General features: G+C 69.4%; 12 protein-coding genes. 8 read left to right on the top strand and 4 right to left on the bottom strand.

The genetic code is table 11. The features are described 5' to 3' along the window. The 6 genes from HR086_RS16160 to HR086_RS16185 form a co-directional block, all read left to right on the top strand. Positions 1-587 (top strand): energy transducer TonB (locus HR086_RS16160; RefSeq protein ID WP_174466065.1); only part of this gene is annotated, 587 nt, incomplete at its 5' end. Between the two features lie 43 nt (positions 588-630). Next, on the top strand, positions 631-1,383 hold the full coding sequence (locus HR086_RS16165) for a MotA/TolQ/ExbB proton channel family protein (protein ID WP_141642072.1): 753 nt from the start codon (positions 631-633) through the stop codon (positions 1,381-1,383). Beyond that, a complete protein-coding gene (locus HR086_RS16170; protein ID WP_174459044.1) occupies positions 1,367-1,771 on the top strand; it encodes a biopolymer transporter ExbD in 405 nt (134 codons plus the stop codon). Before HR086_RS16165 ends, HR086_RS16170 begins: the two co-directional genes overlap by 17 nt. 9 nt (positions 1,772-1,780) lie before the next feature. Further along, positions 1,781-2,212 (top strand): biopolymer transporter ExbD, encoded by a 432-nt coding sequence (locus tag HR086_RS16175; protein ID WP_141642070.1) that lies wholly within the window; start codon positions 1,781-1,783, stop codon positions 2,210-2,212. A gap of 323 nt (positions 2,213-2,535) precedes the next feature. After that, on the top strand, positions 2,536-5,694 hold the full coding sequence (locus tag HR086_RS16180) for a TonB-dependent receptor domain-containing protein (protein ID WP_373564310.1): 3,159 nt from the start codon (positions 2,536-2,538) through the stop codon (positions 5,692-5,694). A gap of 26 nt (positions 5,695-5,720) precedes the next feature. After that, positions 5,721-7,100 carry a hypothetical protein gene (locus HR086_RS16185; RefSeq protein WP_174459042.1) on the top strand — a complete coding sequence of 460 codons (1,380 nt, stop codon included), beginning with the start codon at positions 5,721-5,723 and terminating at the stop codon, positions 7,098-7,100. A gap of 150 nt (positions 7,101-7,250) precedes the next feature. On the opposite strand, the gene HR086_RS16190 is transcribed toward HR086_RS16185, so the two are convergent. The 3 genes from HR086_RS16190 to HR086_RS16200 all read right to left on the bottom strand — a co-directional run bounded on the left by HR086_RS16190 (position 7,251) and on the right by HR086_RS16200 (position 10,490). Then, entirely contained in the window at positions 7,251-7,769 is a 519-nt protein-coding gene (locus HR086_RS16190; RefSeq protein WP_174466067.1) for a hypothetical protein, read from the bottom strand. Positions 7,770-7,926: 157 nt separating this feature from the next. Continuing rightward, positions 7,927-9,036: a metallophosphoesterase gene (locus tag HR086_RS16195; protein WP_174459040.1), complete on the bottom strand. Its 1,110-nt coding sequence runs from the start codon at positions 9,034-9,036 to the stop codon at positions 7,927-7,929. Then, positions 9,033-10,490 carry a hypothetical protein gene (locus HR086_RS16200; protein ID WP_174466068.1) on the bottom strand — a complete coding sequence of 486 codons (1,458 nt, stop codon included), beginning with the start codon at positions 10,488-10,490 and terminating at the stop codon, positions 9,033-9,035. The genes HR086_RS16195 and HR086_RS16200 overlap by 4 nt, the downstream gene beginning before the upstream one ends. Positions 10,491-10,928: 438 nt before the next feature. Between HR086_RS16200 and HR086_RS16205 the strand changes: the two genes are divergently transcribed. Next, positions 10,929-13,814, top strand: a complete 2,886-nt coding sequence (locus HR086_RS16205) for a serine/threonine-protein kinase (protein WP_174466069.1) — start codon at positions 10,929-10,931, stop codon at positions 13,812-13,814. A 763-nt stretch (positions 13,815-14,577) separates the two neighbouring features. Here HR086_RS16205 and HR086_RS16210 read toward each other — a convergent pair. Further along, positions 14,578-15,207, bottom strand: coding sequence for an FMN-binding negative transcriptional regulator (locus HR086_RS16210; protein WP_141642063.1), 630 nt, complete (start codon positions 15,205-15,207; stop codon positions 14,578-14,580). A gap of 134 nt (positions 15,208-15,341) precedes the next feature. Here HR086_RS16210 and HR086_RS16215 point away from each other — a divergent pair, with 134 nt between their 5' ends. Continuing rightward, positions 15,342-16,376, top strand: a complete 1,035-nt coding sequence (locus HR086_RS16215; protein WP_174466070.1) for a hypothetical protein — start codon at positions 15,342-15,344, stop codon at positions 16,374-16,376. The last annotated feature ends 71 nt before the right edge of the window (positions 16,377-16,447 follow it).

The following is a 16,447-nucleotide window of genomic DNA, read 5'->3' on the forward strand; positions in this document are numbered from 1 at the left end:
TCGTCGAGGTGAAGCCCCCGCCTCCGCCGCCGCCCGCGCCGCCCAAACCCAAGCTGCCTCCCAAGGCCGCGCCTCCCGCGCTCGCCAAGGCGCCGCCTCCCGCGGCCCCCCTCGTCGCGCCCGCGCCCATCGTCGCGCCGACGGTGGTGCCGCTCGACAAGCCTCCCGAGGCCGCCACGGAGACGGTGGCAGCAGCGCCCATCGCCGTGGGCGGCACTGGCGCGCTCGTGCCGGGCGGCCGGGTGGGTGGCACCGGTAGCGGCGAGGGCCTTTCCGCCGGAGGTGGTCGCGCGGCGCCCATCAACCTGCCGGAGTCGGCCACCGCGCCGGAGCCGCTCGAGTCCAACCTCATTCCTGAATACCCCTCCGAGGCCCGCTCCAAGGGTCAGGAGGGCATGGTCATCCTCAAGGGCGTCGTCGAGGTGGATGGCCGCGTCACCCAGCTCAAGGTCATGCGCGGTGATGAGCCCTTCGCCAGCGCGGCGCTCTCCGCCGTGCGCACGTGGCGCTTCAAGCCCGCCATCGTCGACGGCCGCCCCGCCGCCGTCTTCCGCATCTTCAAGGTTCCGTTCCGTCTCAAGTCGTAGGCCGTCTGACTCACCCGCACCTGCCCCCCAGGAGCACATCGCCATGAACTTCAATCTTCGCGACATCTACAACCACATGGGCGTGTTCGCCCTGGGCATCGCCTGGACGCTGATGCTCTTCGCCGTCGCGTCCCTCGCTGTCTTCTTCGAGCGGCTGTTCGTCTTCTTCCGCTCCCGCGCCACCTCGCGCGCCTTCGCCGCTCGCGCCGGTCAGCTCCTCATGCAGCACCAGCACGAGGCGCTGGTGAAGGAGGCCGAGGGCACCAAGGGCAGCCACCTGGCCGTGCTGCTCGGCGGCGGCATGAAGGCGTTCCTCGCGAAGTCGAAGCAGCCCGCGGGCAAGCTGGGCCCGGTGGAGCTCACCCGCCGCGAGCTGGTGCGCATCAATGACCGCGTCAGCGCGGACGTGCGGCGCGGCATGTCGCTGCTCGCCACGGTGGGCTCGGTGGCGCCGTTCGTCGGACTGCTCGGCACCGTGGTCGGCATCATCGAGGCCTTCGCCGGCATCGCCAAGGAGGGCTCCGGCGGCCTGGGCGCGGTGTCCGCCGGCATCGCCGAGGCGCTCGTCGTCACCGCGCTGGGCCTGCTCGTCGCCATCCCCGCGGTGCTGATGTTCAACTTCCTCTCCACTCGCGCGGACGCGCTCCAGCTCTCGCTGGATGCCGCGCGCAGCGAGCTGATGGACCACCTGGAGGACATGCCGGCCGACAAGCGCGGCGGCGTGAACAACGGCGCGGTGGCCACCGGTCCGGAGACCGTGGCGCGCCGGGAGGGGCTCGATGTCCGCCCGGCGTAGCAGCATCACCCCGGAGATGAACGTCACGCCGCTGGTCGACGTGGTGCTCGTCCTCCTCATCATCTTCATGGTCGTCACGCCCCAAATCGAGTCGGGCGCGTCCGTGGAGCTGCCCGCCGCGACGAACCCGGACAAGGAGAACAAGGAGCTGGAGCCGACCACGGTGAGCCTGGCCGCCAACGGCGCCATCTTCATGGACCGCAAGGAGCTCAAGAAGGACGCGCTGCTCGTGGAGCTGAAGGCCCTGCGCGAGAAGAAGCCGGACTCGCCGGTGGTGCTGAAGGCGGACCGGGGCGTGCGCTACTCCGAGGTGCGTGGCGTCTTCAAGAGCATGCAGGACCTGGGCTTCCCGGGCATCAACCTGCAGGTCATCGACAGGAAGAAGTAGGAGCGCGCCATGGCATTCGACCTCGGAGGCGGCAAAGCGGGCGGCCTGCGCCCGACGATGAACGTGACGCCACTGGTGGACGTGGTGCTCGTGCTGCTCATCATCTTCATGGTCGTCACCCCGCTGCTGACCAAGCAGATGTGGATGACGGTGCCCGCGAAGAGCGACAAGCAGGACGAGCCACCTCCCCCTCCGCCCGACGCATTGCCACCGGTGGTGCTCACGGTGGACCGCTCAGGCGTGCTGCGCATCAACCGGGAAGAAGTCCCGCGCGAGCAGGTCGTCGCGCGACTGCAGCGCATGCTCAACGCGCGCCCGGACAAGATCGTGTTCTTCGACGCGGGCGACGACGTGCCTTACGGCGCCGCCATGGAAGTGCTGGACCTCGCCCGGGGAGGAAATCTCACCGTGGGCGTGCTGCCGGACAAGCTCGCGGACTGAAGTGTCCGCCTGGCGGCGGGTCGTGACCTCGAGTTTTCGATCCGCCGCCTGAATCGTCACAAGCCATCCATTCCAATGCCATGCGACTCGCGTTGTTTACAGCGCGACCGTTGGCAAGGAGAGCCGTGTTGTCTCGCGCAAGCCTTCAGCGCGCCCTCGTGGCAGCGCTCATACTCATCACCTCGCCCGGGCTCGCCCTCGGTCAAACCCCTTCCCTTCCTGGCTCGGAGAGCACTCCGTCGGGCACGGAGACGCAGGTCGTCCCGCCCGTGACGGACAACCAGGCGCCCCCGTCCGAGGAACTGCGCCCCGCCGCTCCCGGCATGGCCCCGGCCGCCGACGGAACGAAGCAATCACAGCCACCTCCTCCTGCCCCCACGCCGACCTCTCCACGGCAATCGGGCGTCACGCAGCCGAATGGCTCGCAGACGCCGGGCGCCGTGCAGGCTCCCGCCACCGAGCAGCCGAACGGCACGCAGACGCCGGGCGCCGTGCAGGCTCCCGCGACGGTGCAGACGCCTGGCGCCACGCAGGCTCCCGCCACCGCGCAGCCGAACGGTTCGCAGACGCCGGGCGCCGTGCAGGCTCCCGCCACCGAGCAGCCGAACGGCACGCAGACGCCGGGCGCCGAGCAGGCTCCCGCCACCGCACAGCCGGACGCGCAGCCTGTCGACGGGGCTCCCGCGACGGTGCAGTCGCCGGACGCGCAGCCTGTCGAAGGTGATCCCGCCACCGCGCAGCCCGCCGACGCCACGGCCACCGATGACGAGGCCATGCTGGCCGAGTCCTCCGCGCCGCCCCCGGGCTTCACTGGCATCCACGGCAAGGTCGTCGACGAGGCCAACCAGGAGGGCCTCATCGAGGCCACCGTGAAGGTCGTCACGGGCGCGCAGAAGCAGACGCTCACCGACCTGGACGGCAACTACCGACTCGCGCTGCCGCCCGGCAAGTACGACCTGCGCGTCTTCTACGACGTGTACCAGGGCCGCCGCATCACCGGCGTCATCGTCACGGAGGGCAAGGCCACCAAACTCGACGTCGCGCTCGGCGCGGACGTGGGCGCCGTGCAGGAGGTCGTCGTCGAGGCTCGCGCCGACCGTCGCGCCGAGGGCGCCCTCCTCCAGGAACGCAAGAAGGCCGCCGCCGTCTCAGACGCCATCAGCGCCCAGGAAATCGCCCGCACGCCCGACTCCAGCGCCTCCGATGCCGTCAAGCGCGTCGTCAGCGCCACCGTCGTCGACGGCCGCTACGTCTACCTGCGCGGCCTGGGCGGTCGCTACATCACCACCCTGCTCAATGGCGCGCTGCTGCCCAGCCCCGAGCCCGATGAGCCCAGCGTCCCGCTGGACCTCTTCCCCACCTCGCTGCTCGCCAACCTCAACGTGGTGAAGAGCTACACCGCCGACCTGCCCGGCTCCTTCGGCGGCGGCGCGCTCCTCATCGAGACCAACACCTATCCCAGCCAGTTCGAGTTCAAGCCGCGCCTCACCTTCGGCGGTGACACCGAAACCACGGGCCAGGCCCGCAACACCCAGACTGGCGGCGGGAGCCTGGAGTTCCTCGGCTTCCCCGGCGGCAGCCGCCGGCTGCCTTCCGCCATCCCCACGGACCACGCGCTCGGCAACGGCAACGAGTCGCTCGCCGAACAGGAGCAGCAGTGGGAAAGCTTCAACAACGTGTGGAACGCGCGCAGCAAGACGGCGCTGCCCAACATGGGCCTGAGCGCGTCGCTCGGCGACACACTGCGCTTCGACAACCAGCGCCTGGGCTACCTGGCCACCGTCAACTACGGCCACCGCGAGAACACCCAGTTCACGCAGTACAGCAAGGCCTCCTACGACCTGGAGGGCAACTTCGTCAGCTACGACGACGCCCAGACGCAACTGGGCACCGAAGTCGCCAACCTGAGCGGCCTCGCCAGCGTCGGCTACCAACTGGACCGCGACAACGAGCTGACCCTCTTCAGCCTCTTCACCCGAGGCACCGAGACGCGCACCACCACCAGCGTCGGCGTGGACACGCTCAAGGGTGACCGGTACGAGGGCAGCCGCCTCCAGTTCGTCGTCCGGCAGCTCTCCTTCAACCAGCTCCGCGGCTTCCACCGCATCGGCCTCTTCGGCGACTCGGAGGTGGACTGGCAGGCCAACCTGTCCCGCGTGGACCGCGACGAGCCGGACACGCGCGACTCGCTCTACAGCGACAACCTGGGCAACCCGTCCGGCGGCATGTCGTTCCCCAACCAGGCCAACAGCGGCGAGCGCTTCTTCGCCGACCTGGGCGAGACGTCCTTCGGCGGCAGCGTCAACATCACCGTGCCCCTCTCGGACGTGCGCCTGAAGGTGGGCGGCCTGACGCAGTTGTCCTTCCGCGACTTCCGCGCCCGCCGCTTCCGCTACGGCATCTCCCCCAACTCGGACGTGGACCGCTTCCTGCCTCCCGAGGCGCTCTTCAGCGCGGAGTACCTGGGCAACGGCATGCGCATCCAGGAGAGCACCCGTCCGGACTCGGACGCGTATGACGCGTCGCTCGGCGTCTTCTCCGGCTACGTCACCGCCGACGTCAAGGCCACGGAGGCGCTGCGCCTCGTCGGAGGCCTGCGACTGGAGAGCACCCAGCAGAAGCTGACGGCGCTCAATCAGTTCACCGGCGCGGAGGCCTCCCGGAACGACGCCGACTACCTGGACTGGCTGCCCACGCTCAACGCCATCTACGCGCTCACCCCCACGGTGAACCTGCGCGCGGGCTACAGCTACACGCTGGCGCGGCCCACCTTCCGCGAGCTGGCGCCCTTCACCTTCTACGACTTCGTGCGCCGCCGGAACGTCTCCGGCAACCCAGCCCTGGTGCAGACGCGCATCCACAACGCGGACGCCCGCGTCGAGTGGTTCACCGGGGACAACGAGGTGCTCGCCGCGAGCGTCTTCTACAAGCGCTTCCTGAATCCCATCGAGCGCGTCGTCAACTCCGCGGGCGCCGGCGACATGAACTTCGAGAACACGCCGGCGGCGAACACCTACGGCCTGGAGCTAGAGGCGCGCACCTCGCTGGGCCGCGTCACCCCGGCGCTCCAACCGTTCAAGGTGGGCGTCAACCTCACGCTCATCCAGTCGAACATCGACCTGGGCTCGCTGCAGGGCCTGCAGACCAACGCAGAGCGTCCGATGCAGGGCCAGTCGCCCTACGTCGTCAACGTCAACCTCGGCTACGAGCGGCCCCAGAGCGGCACGGAAGTGGCGCTGCTCTACAACGTCTACGGCCGCCGCATCAACGAAGTGGGCACCGACAACCTGCCCGACGTCTACGAGCAGCCGTTCCACCGCATGGACCTGGCCGTCACCCAGAAGCTCACCGAGGCCATGCAGCTCAAGCTGACCGCGTCCAACCTCCTCAACTCCCGCATCACCTTCCAGCAGGGCGACATCGCCCTGGTCCAGTACCGCCCGGGCCTCGCGTTCTCCGCGTCGCTCGGCCTCTCCCTGTAGTTTCCCTCCCGAAAGGAAGTCTCGCCATGAAGCGCTTGTTTGCCTCCCTCTTCATCCTGTCCAGCCTTGTCATTGGCACTGGCTGCGGCGACGACGACAAGAAGGACCCGATTGACCAGCCCCCCCCGCCGCCCGATGCCGAGACGGTGGAAGTGGCGCAGGACATCACCGCGGACACGACCTGGAAGACGGGCAACACCTACGTCCTCAAGAAGTACGTCTTCGTCAACAGCGGCACGCTGAACATCGAGGCGGGCGCCATCGTCAAGGGTGAGCAGGGCAGCGCGCTCATCATCACCCGTAACGCGCGCATCAACGCGGTGGGCACCGCGGAGAAGCCCATCGTCTTCACGTCCTCCAAGGCGGCCGGTCAGCGCGAGCCGGGCAACTGGGGCGGCGTGGTGCTGCTCGGTCGCGCGAAGCTGAACGTGTCCGGCGGCGAGACGACCATCGAGGGGTTCTTCTCCACCAGCGGCAATGACCAGACGAAGTACGGCGGCACGGACGACGCGCACAGCTGCGGCACGCTGAAGTACGCGCGCATCGAGTTCGCCGGCTTCGAGCTGGCGCCCAACAACGAGCTCAACGGCCTCACCGTGGGCGGCTGCGGCACGGGGACGGACATCGACTACGTGCAGGTCCACAAGGGCCTGGACGACGGCATCGAGATGTTCGGCGGCACCGCGCCGCTCAAGCACATCGTCATCACCCAGGCGGATGATGACGCGCTGGACTACGACCTGGGCTACACCGGCAAGGTCCAGTTCCTCGTCGTGCAGCAGAGCCCCCGCGTGGGCGACCGCGCCATCGAGGCCTCCAGCCACAAGACGACGGCCACGCAGGAGCCCATCTCCATCCCCGAAATCTGGAACGCCAGCTTCATCGGCTCCAACGCGGACCCGGGTGGCAACCCCTCGCAGGAGGGCCTGGTGTTCAACACCGGCGCGGGCATCAAGCTGCGCAACGCCGTCGTCGCCTACTTCAAGGACCAGGCCGTGGACGTGGACGGCACCGCCTCCGCGGCGCTCTTCACCGAGGAGTCGGCCGACCCTCGGCTGTCCATCCGCAACACCTTCTTCTTCGACAACGCCAACCTGAACGACACCATCCCCTTCGCGCCGAACCCGAAGGTGGAGGGTGGCGTGACGGTGGACGCGGACGTCAGCCGCTTCAACGAGGCGGAGCGAATCCTGGTCGCGGCCAACGGCGTGAAGACGCAGGACCCGCAGCTCACCGACGCGACGAACCTGACGGCGCCCAACTTCGCGCCGCGCACGGGCTCGCCCCTGCTGAACCCGGACAACGCGGCCGCGCCGGGCGCGGGCTTCGACACCAGCGCGCGCTTCGTCGGCGCGGTGGGCACCACCAACTGGCTGGCGGGCTGGACGGCGTTCCCGGAGAACTGAGTCACCTCGCTTGAAACCGGTCCGCTCCGTGGCTGCCCTCGGAGCGGACCGGCACCGTGGCCCGGCCGCGGGTCTCTACCGGAGGGGGGCTCCGGGGAGGCTTCGCGTCCGGGCCTCGGCTTTTTCAGGAGGCCCCTAAAGGCAAGCGCATCACGCCGTGGGCAGCACGCCGTTGCCTTCGTGCGCGACGGCCAGCGCTTCCGCCGTGGCGCCTTCCGCGAACAGGGACGCACCCGCGGACGGACGCACCTTGGGCGGACGACCCCGGCGCTTCGGCGCGTTCTCCTCGTTGCCGTGCTGCGCGGCCACCGGCTCCACCGCGACACCCTCCACCTTCGCGCCCTTGCGCACCGGACGCGGCAGGTGGATGGAGTCCAGCTTCGTGTTCAGCTCCGGGTTCTCCTCGGAGAACACCCGCGCGTACGCCAGCGCGCGCTGGCCCTTCTGGAGCAACGCGTCCTGGCTCTCGTGGAGCGACTGCCGCGCGGCCTCCAGCACCGCCTGCGCCTTCGCCACCGCTTCCGCCTTCACCCTCACCTGCGCCGCCGCGTCCTCCAGCACCTCCCCGCTCATGTCCGGGAAGCGCACCTCCGCCAGCTCCGTGGTGAACAGCTCCAGCAGCGCACGCAGCGCCGGGGAAATAGGGTCGTTGTCGTTCGAATCGAACATGGCGGGCCTCCTGGCTCCTCGCGATGGGGGAGACATCTGCTCACGTGTTCAGTGTCAGATCAAGAGGGTACGCTGCCGGGCCGGAAAGTCGGCCCCGTCCGCGTTTTCTCCCACACACCGCCGGCTGACGCTTCGTTCAGTGCCAGCGCTTCGGGCCTCAGTCCACGCGGACCAGGGACGCCTCGCGCAGCCCCTCGTTCGCGCCGATGTCCACCGCGAGATAGTGCCGCCCCACTCCGTCGAACGTCTCCGGAATCGCGCCGCCGCCCCCGGAGATGAACGCGGGGATGCCCGCGTTGGTGAAGGAGTAATACGAGTGGATGTGTCCGTAGAGCGTGAGGTCCACGCCCTCGCGCGCGAGCTTTCCCACCAGCCCCGCCGACTCGCCCCGGTTCGCGAAGCCGCCGCCCCGCAGGCCCACGGGGTCCTGCGGCGGCACGTGCATCGCCACCACGTGCGTGCCCTGTCGCGACGACGCCAGCCACCCGTCGAGCTGCTCCTCCACGATGGGGTCCAGCGTGCCGTTGCTCGAGTCCACCACCGTGAAGCGCACGCCCTGGAACACGAAGCTCTGGCTGCCGCGCCCCACGAGCGTCGTGTACTCCTCCGCGTCCTTCGAGAAGGTCTCGTGGTTGCCCAGCGTCGCGTACAGCGGAATGCGCGAGCCCGCCTCCAGGCGCTCCTGGAACTCCAGCAGTTGCTCGCGCGTGCCGTTCTCCGTCAGGTCTCCCGCGAACAGGATGAAGCGCAGCGAGTCATCCTTCACCAGCCGCGCGTAGACGTCTCCCACGCGAGGCAATGCCTCCTGCACGTCCGCCAGCGCCGCGAAGCGGAAGGGCGCCGTGGAGTCCCACCCCGGAGGCGCGACTCGAAGCCTGGCCACCGCGCCCGGACGCAGTCCCACGCGCCACGCCTTCACCGTGGGAAGCGCCTGCGGCACCGGCTCCACCGCCAGCACCTCGCCGTCCTCCAATTCCGCGAGCAGCTCCGCGTCTGGCATCGCGTTGCGCACCGTGAGGACCCAGTCCGACGTCGACTCCGCGTCCAGCGTCGCCCGCGCCGTGAAGACCGGGGCATTGCCCCACAGCGTCACCTCGCCCGAGCCGACACTCCGCACCGCCGCGAGCCCGTCCGCCACCTCCAGCGACAGTCCGCCACCCTCGGCGCGGCCCACCTTGGAGTCACGCACCGCGCGGTTCTCCGCGGGCCGCAGGCACCCCGTCATCAGCAGCGCCGACAGCACGCCCATGGCACCGATGCGACTCATGACTCACCTCCCAGCGCATAGATGAGGGACAGCCGCCCCACGAGCGCGCCACCCGCTTGAAACTCCGCGGCGACGCCCCACGTCTCGGTCAGGAGCGCGCGCCCCCGGAGCCCGAAGTTGCCCACCACGCCTCCGCCCAGCGTGCGCAGCCCGCCCGCGAAGCCGTCCTTGCGGTGGTCATAGAAGAGCATCGCCTCGCCCTTGAACGGCCCACCGCCGCGCCCCAGCCACACGCCATAGCCAAAGCTGAAGAGCAGCTGCGAGTGCAGGTTCCCGTCACTCACCGGGCCCGGATAGCTGTAGCCCTGGAGCGCCATGCCGATGCTCGCCTCCGCGAAGGAGCCGGCCAGGGACGGACTCACCCGCGCCATGGCGTAGCGGCCTCGGAAACCCATGTCGCCACCGACGACGGTGAAGCCCTCCGTGGGGAAGCGATGGAACAGGCCGAACAGCTCCGCGTCCAGCGACGAGCCATCCGAGCCCGCCCGCCGACGCTCCGGCTCGCCAAGCAATCGATACGCACCGCCCAACCGCACCTGCGTGTTGCCTTCGTCCGGGGCCATTCGAGCGATGGCCTCCAGCTTCACCTCCTCGAAGCGCGCCACCGCGCCCAGCGACACGAAGTGGTCGTAGTCGAACGAGGTGTCGCTCACGTACTGGTAGCCCATCTCGAACTCCAGCGGCGGCAACGAGGACGCGGGCACTCCCGGGTCGAACGCCGGCGACGCCACCGAGTAGAGATTGGCGAGCGCGGAGATGCCGAACACGCTGAAGCCCGCCAGCGTCACCGCGTACAGCGGAGCGATGGTGCGCCGCGACGCCCCCGTGAGCGCGATGGGCACTCCGCCCAGCGCGATGAGCCCCAGCCCCGCGCCCTCCATCGCGAAGAGCCGCTTGGCCGTGTGCCCGTCTCCCGCCAGCGCCGGCGCGAGTCCGTGGAACAACAACCCCGGCACCACCGCCACCGCCGCGGGCACCACCTGGAACGAGCGGGACGCATCCAGCAGCGCCGTCGTCGACGCGGGCAGCGGGGACAACGGGCTGTCGGGGCGGCCTTGCGGCGTCAGCGGCGCGGGCAGTCCCATCGGCACCTCGGACACACTCGCCGCGGCTTCGGCCGAGGCGGGCGCCAGGAGCTCCGACGAGGGGCTCGGCACGGGTGACTCCACGCGCAGCAGCTCCGGCGCGGGAAGCGGTGACGGCCTCCCCAGGTCTGGCATGGGCACCATGGCGTCGGGCATCCGGGGTCGCCTCGGCGCGCCCACCGTGGCGCGACCTGGCAGGTCCCTCGGGATGTCCGTCCCACCCAGTTGGGGGCTCCGGGCAAGCAGATCAAACGCCGTCAGCGGCTCCGCCTCCGCGTCCTGGGCCAGGGCTCGGACGGGAAGGACGAGGAACGCACCCACCACCGCCACGGCAAGGGGCCACGAGCGGGGGGACAGCTCGGACACCATGGGCTTCGCCTCGTTTCTCTGGAGAGAGCCAGACCGCCCTCATCCAACGGCCTGGGCCGTGCCGGCCTACATAACCGCCCCCCGGCCTTCCGCAGCACGGACCTGCGTGAAGAAATGTGAAGCGAGCTGACAGTCGGAGCGTGAGGGCGCCTCCGATGAATCACAACCCACTGGAATCACTGGGAGACTTCGCGACATTCTCCCGGACCCCGGATTATCCATCCCCTCGACGAATCATTCTGAGAACCGACGGCCCTCAGTCCGAGAGCGACGCGGCCGCTTCGAATGGGACGGGATTCGAGCCCTGGGGCGTGGATCACCCGGCAGATCCAACCATCCCACGGAAAACTTCGCGTGCGACGCGAGCGCGTTCCGGGACTTTCAGTAGAACAAGAGTATGCTCGATGTCTCACAACGTCCTGAACTGGCCTTGTAATCGTGGCGGAACCGACTCCCCAGCAATTCGGCAAATACGTCCTTCTTTCGAAGATTGCCGCGGGAGGCATGGCCGTGACCTACCGCGCCCGGATGACCGGAGCGGCGGGCGTCACGAAGCCCTGCGTCATCAAGCAGATCCTCCCCCACTTCGTGGACGATACGGACTTCGTCGAGATGTTCATCGGCGAGGCGCGGCTGGTGGCCAGCATGAGCCACAGCAACATCGCCCAGGTGTTCGACTTCGGCGAGGTGGACGGCCAGTACTTCATCGCCATGGAGCTGGTGCAGGGCCAGCCGCTCTCCAAGGTCCTGCGTCGAGCGGCGCGCGCGGGAATGACGTGCTTCCCCGAGGCCCTGGCGCTGCACGTGGGGAGCAAGCTGTGCGACGGCCTGGACTACGCGCACCGGCACGTGGGCGAGGACAACGTGGAGATGGGGCTGGTGCACCGGGACGTCTCCCCGGACAACGTCCTCATCTCGTACGAAGGTGAAATCAAGGTCATCGACTTCGGCATCGCCAAGGCCACCAGCGCGGTGGAGGCGAAGACGTCGCCGGGCACGCTCAAGGGCAAGTACCCGTACTTCTCCCCGGAGCAGGCGCAGGGCCGGCAGGATTTGGACGCCCGCACGGACGTGTACGCGGCGGGCGTGGTCCTCTACGAGATGGTGTGCGGCAAGCGTCCCTATGAGGGCGAGTTCGTCACCGTCCTGCCGCGCATCCTCACGGGCGACTGTCTGCCTCCGTCGGCGAACAACCCGTCGGTGAGCCCGGACCTCGAGACGGTCATCTCCCACGCGATGGCCATGGAGCGCGAGTCGCGCTACCAGACGGCGAAGGAGCTGAGCGAGGCGCTGGTGGAGTTGCTCTACCGCGACAACCCTCGCTTCACGCCCGCGCTGCTGTCGCAGCTCATGGCCTACCTCTTCGCCGAGGAGCTGATCGCGGAGGGCCGCAAGGCGGAGGTGTCCACCGCCTTCAAGGAGCAGATTTCGCAGTGGCAGTTGGGCACGGTGGAGCCCTCCGCGGGCCGCGCCCGGCCGCTGTCCTCCGGCAGTGGCCAGGTCGGCAGCAGTCCGCGCGCCTCCAGTCCGGGCCTGCGCTCCAAGCCGGGCAGTGACAGCGGTGCGAAGCCCCCGAGCGACGGCGCTCGTCGGCCCGCCGGCAGCAGTCCGGGGATGCGCAAGGTGACGAGCGCGGGAAGCATCCGCCGCGCGACGAACACCGGAATGCCCCGCGTGGAGAGCACGGGCTCTGGCCGCAGGCCCGTGACGAGCGAGCGCCCCGGACCTCCCGTGCCGGAGTTGCCGGAGGAGCCGGACACGGACTCGAGTGACATCATCAAGACGATGATGCCCACCGTCGTGCCCGCCGCGCTGGCCACGTTGGCCGCGCCGCTGGACACGCCCGTGGAGACGCCCGCCGTCACCGGCCAGTCCATGACGACGCAGCCCGCGGGAGTCTCCAGCGTGGCCCGGACGTACACGGGCACGGGATACCGCACCTCGGTGGACGAAGCGCGCGAGGCGCTGGCGCGGGAAGAAGCCGAGCGCGTCGCGAAGCAGCAGAAGGCCGTGAAGCAGATGACGCTCTACGTCTTCGGCTCGGCCATCGTCATGCTGTTCATCGCGCTCTTCTACCATTTCGTCATCAAGTCGGACGCGCCCGACACCTCGGCGTCGAACAGCGCCACGCTGTGGGTCACCTCCAAGCCCGCGGGCGCCAAGGTGAAGCTCAACGGCCGCGACGTCGCCGGCAAGACACCTCTCATGGTGGAGGGTGTCCTCGTGGGCGAGGCCAACACCCTGGTGCTCACGCTGCCGGGACATCTCGCCTGGACGCGGCGCTTCACGCCGACGTCGATGATGATGGAGCCGATGAACGCGGAGCTTCAGCTCCTCGCCACGCCTCCGCCCACGGATGCGCCGCCTGTCGTGGCCGCGCCCGTGGAGGCAAAGCCCGTGGACCCGAAGCCCGTGGGCGAGGCCCAGCCCGTCGTGGCGACGGCTCCGGACGACGGCGGCATTCCGGTGAAGGTCGACCCGGTGGTGGTGGCGGCGACGGCGACGGGCACGACGACCGACGACGATGAGGATCCACAGCCGCTGGTGGACCCCAAGGAGCCAAGCGCGGCGCTGCGGGAGTTGCATGAGGTGGACTACCCCACGCGACTGCTGGTGCTGCGGCCCATGTACAACGCGGCGCCCATTCCCGAGTACGCGACGGCCACCATCGACCTGAATCCGGGCACCTCGTATTCGGTGTGGACGCAGGGCACCGCTTCATTGGCCGAGGGCCGGGGCACCGCTTCCGGGACGCTGGTCTACTTCGCCGAGGGCGACGGTCCCGTGGATGGCAGCTTCGGGCTGCTGAGCGCCTCCACGCGCACCATCAAGAACGCTCGGAAGCTGCATGTGTTCGCGGTGGACGACAACGGGCCGGAGGACAACACCGGCAGCATCCGCGTCGTCATCCGCCAGTCCGCCTACGTGCCGCCGCGCTCGCTCGCCTTCGAGGCGAAGGAGCACGCGGTGCAGCTCAAGCCCGAGCACCAGGTCGTGCTGCGCGGACTCAACCCGCGCTCCACCTACCTGTTCACCGTGCGGGACGACTTCGCGGAGCTGCGCTCGGGTGCCAATGGTCGTGTGCGACAGGTGCTGTGCATCGAGCGCGGCACTTCGCCGTCCTCCGTCCGCACCTCGCACCGGATGCTCGAGACGGGCAAGCGCTATCAGGTCACCGACACCGAGGACCTGCGCTGCTTCTTCCCTGACTCGAAGCGGAGCGACAACCAGGGCGCGCTCGAAGTGGACATCGTGGATGCGACCACGCTGTCGCGGAAGGAACGGGCCGCGGTGCTTCGCGGTTCGCGACGTTCGGAGCGCTGACGCACGGTACGGCGCGGCGCGGGCGACGCTCATCCCCCCGCGCATGAACCTCTTCGCCACGTAGAGTTGGCCTGCTACGGCGCGCACGAGTGCGTTGCAGCACATCGCGCCCCGTCCAGTGCACGCGAGAGGCAGTCACTCACATGCCGCACCTCGGCTGTCCCGTACAGGTGCGCGAGCCCCAATCACCCGCATGCCGCGCCTCGACCGCTCCGCTTGGGTGCGCAAGTCCCAGTCACTCACATGCCGCGCATCCGCTGCCTAACGCAGGTGCGCAAGCGCCAGTCATTCGCATGCGGCGCATCCACCGCCCCGCACAGGTGCGCACGCGGCCACCTCTCGCAGTGCCACGCACGGCGCCCCGCTCCGGGACGAAAGTCCCAGTGTCTCGCATGGCGCACTGTGCGTCTTTGCTCTCTAAGAGGAGACGGACAACCAGGCCCTCAGCAGTCCGCTCGTCCCGCGAGCCTGCACGGGAGCCATGCCTGGAGGGCACGACCTCGCGCGCTTCGGAGTACCTAATTTCGAGGTGTCGACCTCTTCATCGGAGGCTTCGCGATGGCGTCAGCACAAGTCGCCAACAAGCCAGGCCCCGAGAAGCAGGGAGCCGTGCGGGAAGTCGCCGCCCGGCGAACGAGGGGGCAACGGGATGACAGCTTCCCGCCGTAAGGGCTAGCGGGGGCCGCGACGTACGCCGGCCCGGCTCGACAAGACGGGAAAGGCACGTGGGCGCGGAGCCGAGGAGGGCACCGGGCCCACGAGTCTATCCAGCGTCCTCACGCGCACGCATCAGCACCGCGAGCTCGGCATCCCCCGCGAAGGGACTGCGCTCCAGCGCCGCGATGACCGCCTTGCGGTCCGCCTCACCCTTGTTCTGGCTGAGCTTGAACTTGCCCTCCAGCCGCGTCACGCGCAGCTCGAACGCCACGATTCCACCCACCAGCCGGTTCACGTACTCCTCCGACTGCTCCAGAGTCCATGGCCGTTCGTTGCCAGACTCGTAGCGCGCCGCCGTCTCGCGGAGGATGCGCAGCACCTCGTCACCCGCGTCGATGACCTTGGGCCGTCCATACGCATGCACCGTGGCGTAGTTCCACGTCGGCACCTGGGGCGTCGTCGCGTACCAGGTGGGCGACACGTAGGCGTGCGGGCCCTGGAAGATGACGAGCGCGTCCCGCTCGGCGGCGAAGGCGCGCCACTGCGGATTGGGCAACGCCATGTGCGCGAGCAGCCGAAGCGCTCCCGCCTCATCCCGCTCCGTGAGGAAGGGCAGGTGCGTGGCGAAAGGCGCTCCGTCCTCGCCCACCGTCACCAACGTGGCGAAGGAGTGTCGCGTCATCAACTCCAGGAGGCGCTGTGCGTCCCGTTCCTCGAAGTGGCGAGGGATGTACATGCCCCCTGCGTCCCCCGGGGAGACGGCGCGCGTCAACGGGTGCTTAAGAACTCCTCAAGGTTTGCCCCCTACCTTGAAGGCTGGGCGCAGGGCCGGCCACGCGCCCCGAAGTATCTCTCGGGGAGTACACATCCATGAAGCTCAAGGCAGGTTTGCTGGCGACGGCGCTGTTTGGCGTGGGCTGTGGCGCGGAGAAGGACCCGGGCATCACCGAGCAGCAATCCCAGCTCGCCGTGGCATCGGCCGTGGGAGAGGCGCAGTCCGCGGACGTCCCCCTCGGCTCCCGCTTCCTGGAGGGACTCCCTCTGGAGGTCCGCCGCTGGGAGCACGAGGGCTATCAGTGTGACGCCGAGCCGGAGACGGCGAAGGTGGAGGTCTGCGGCCAGAGCTTCCCCTCGGAGCTGCACCTCTCCTGGACGGACTGCCAGGCTCGGACCCGGGGCCGTGGGGGCTGCGGATGGGACCGCCCCCAGCCTCCTCCCGACAGTGGAACTCCGACATCGCAGCCGCCGTCCGGAGAGGGCCCGCGCGGGGAAGGCACTGGCATCGTGTCATCCGGCTCGGTCGACGTGGTGACGGCCATCACCTCCGAGGAAGAGTGTGCGGAGAACGCGCCGCTGCGCTTCGAGCAACAGTCCACGCATGACATCACGCATACGGCAACGGACGGCCAGAGCACGAAGATGACGGGCAGCATCGCCTCCGTCTCCGTGCGAGTGCCCGGCGCGCAGACGCTCAGCCGCACCGTCACCTTCGACACGACTCGCACGAACCTGGATGCCCAGGGCACCGTGGTGGACAGCGTCCACCTCACGGGCACGCTGGAGGAGACGTTCGACCCGGACGCCGCCTCGCCCACGCGGACCAGCCACGGCACACTCACCGCGACGCTCGCGGACGGCAGCGTTTCCACCGTCACGCAATCCGGCATCGTGCGCGTGCCGCCCTCCGTCTGCGCGTGGCCCATCGCCGGCACGCAGGAGCGCACCCTCGCCGATGGCACCACGCACACGCTGGTCTTCGGCCCTGAGTGTGGACAGGCCACGCTCGACGGCGAGACCCTCGACCTGCCCTCGCGGCCCATGGGCCCTGGCGACGGTGGCTTCGGCGGCAAGCGCCCCGGTGGCCCGCCGCCGCCGCGCGGTGGCCCGGGTGGTGGCGGGCGCTAAGTCCCAGGCCTCGTTCTCGGCCCGCTAGCGAGCGCGCTGCCCCAGCCCCTGAAACGACACGGGGCGCGGTG

This window comes from Myxococcus sp. CA039A (assembly GCF_013336645.1).
Classification (GTDB): domain Bacteria; phylum Myxococcota; class Myxococcia; order Myxococcales; family Myxococcaceae; genus Myxococcus; species Myxococcus llanfairpwllgwyngyllgogerychwyrndrobwllllantysiliogogogochensis.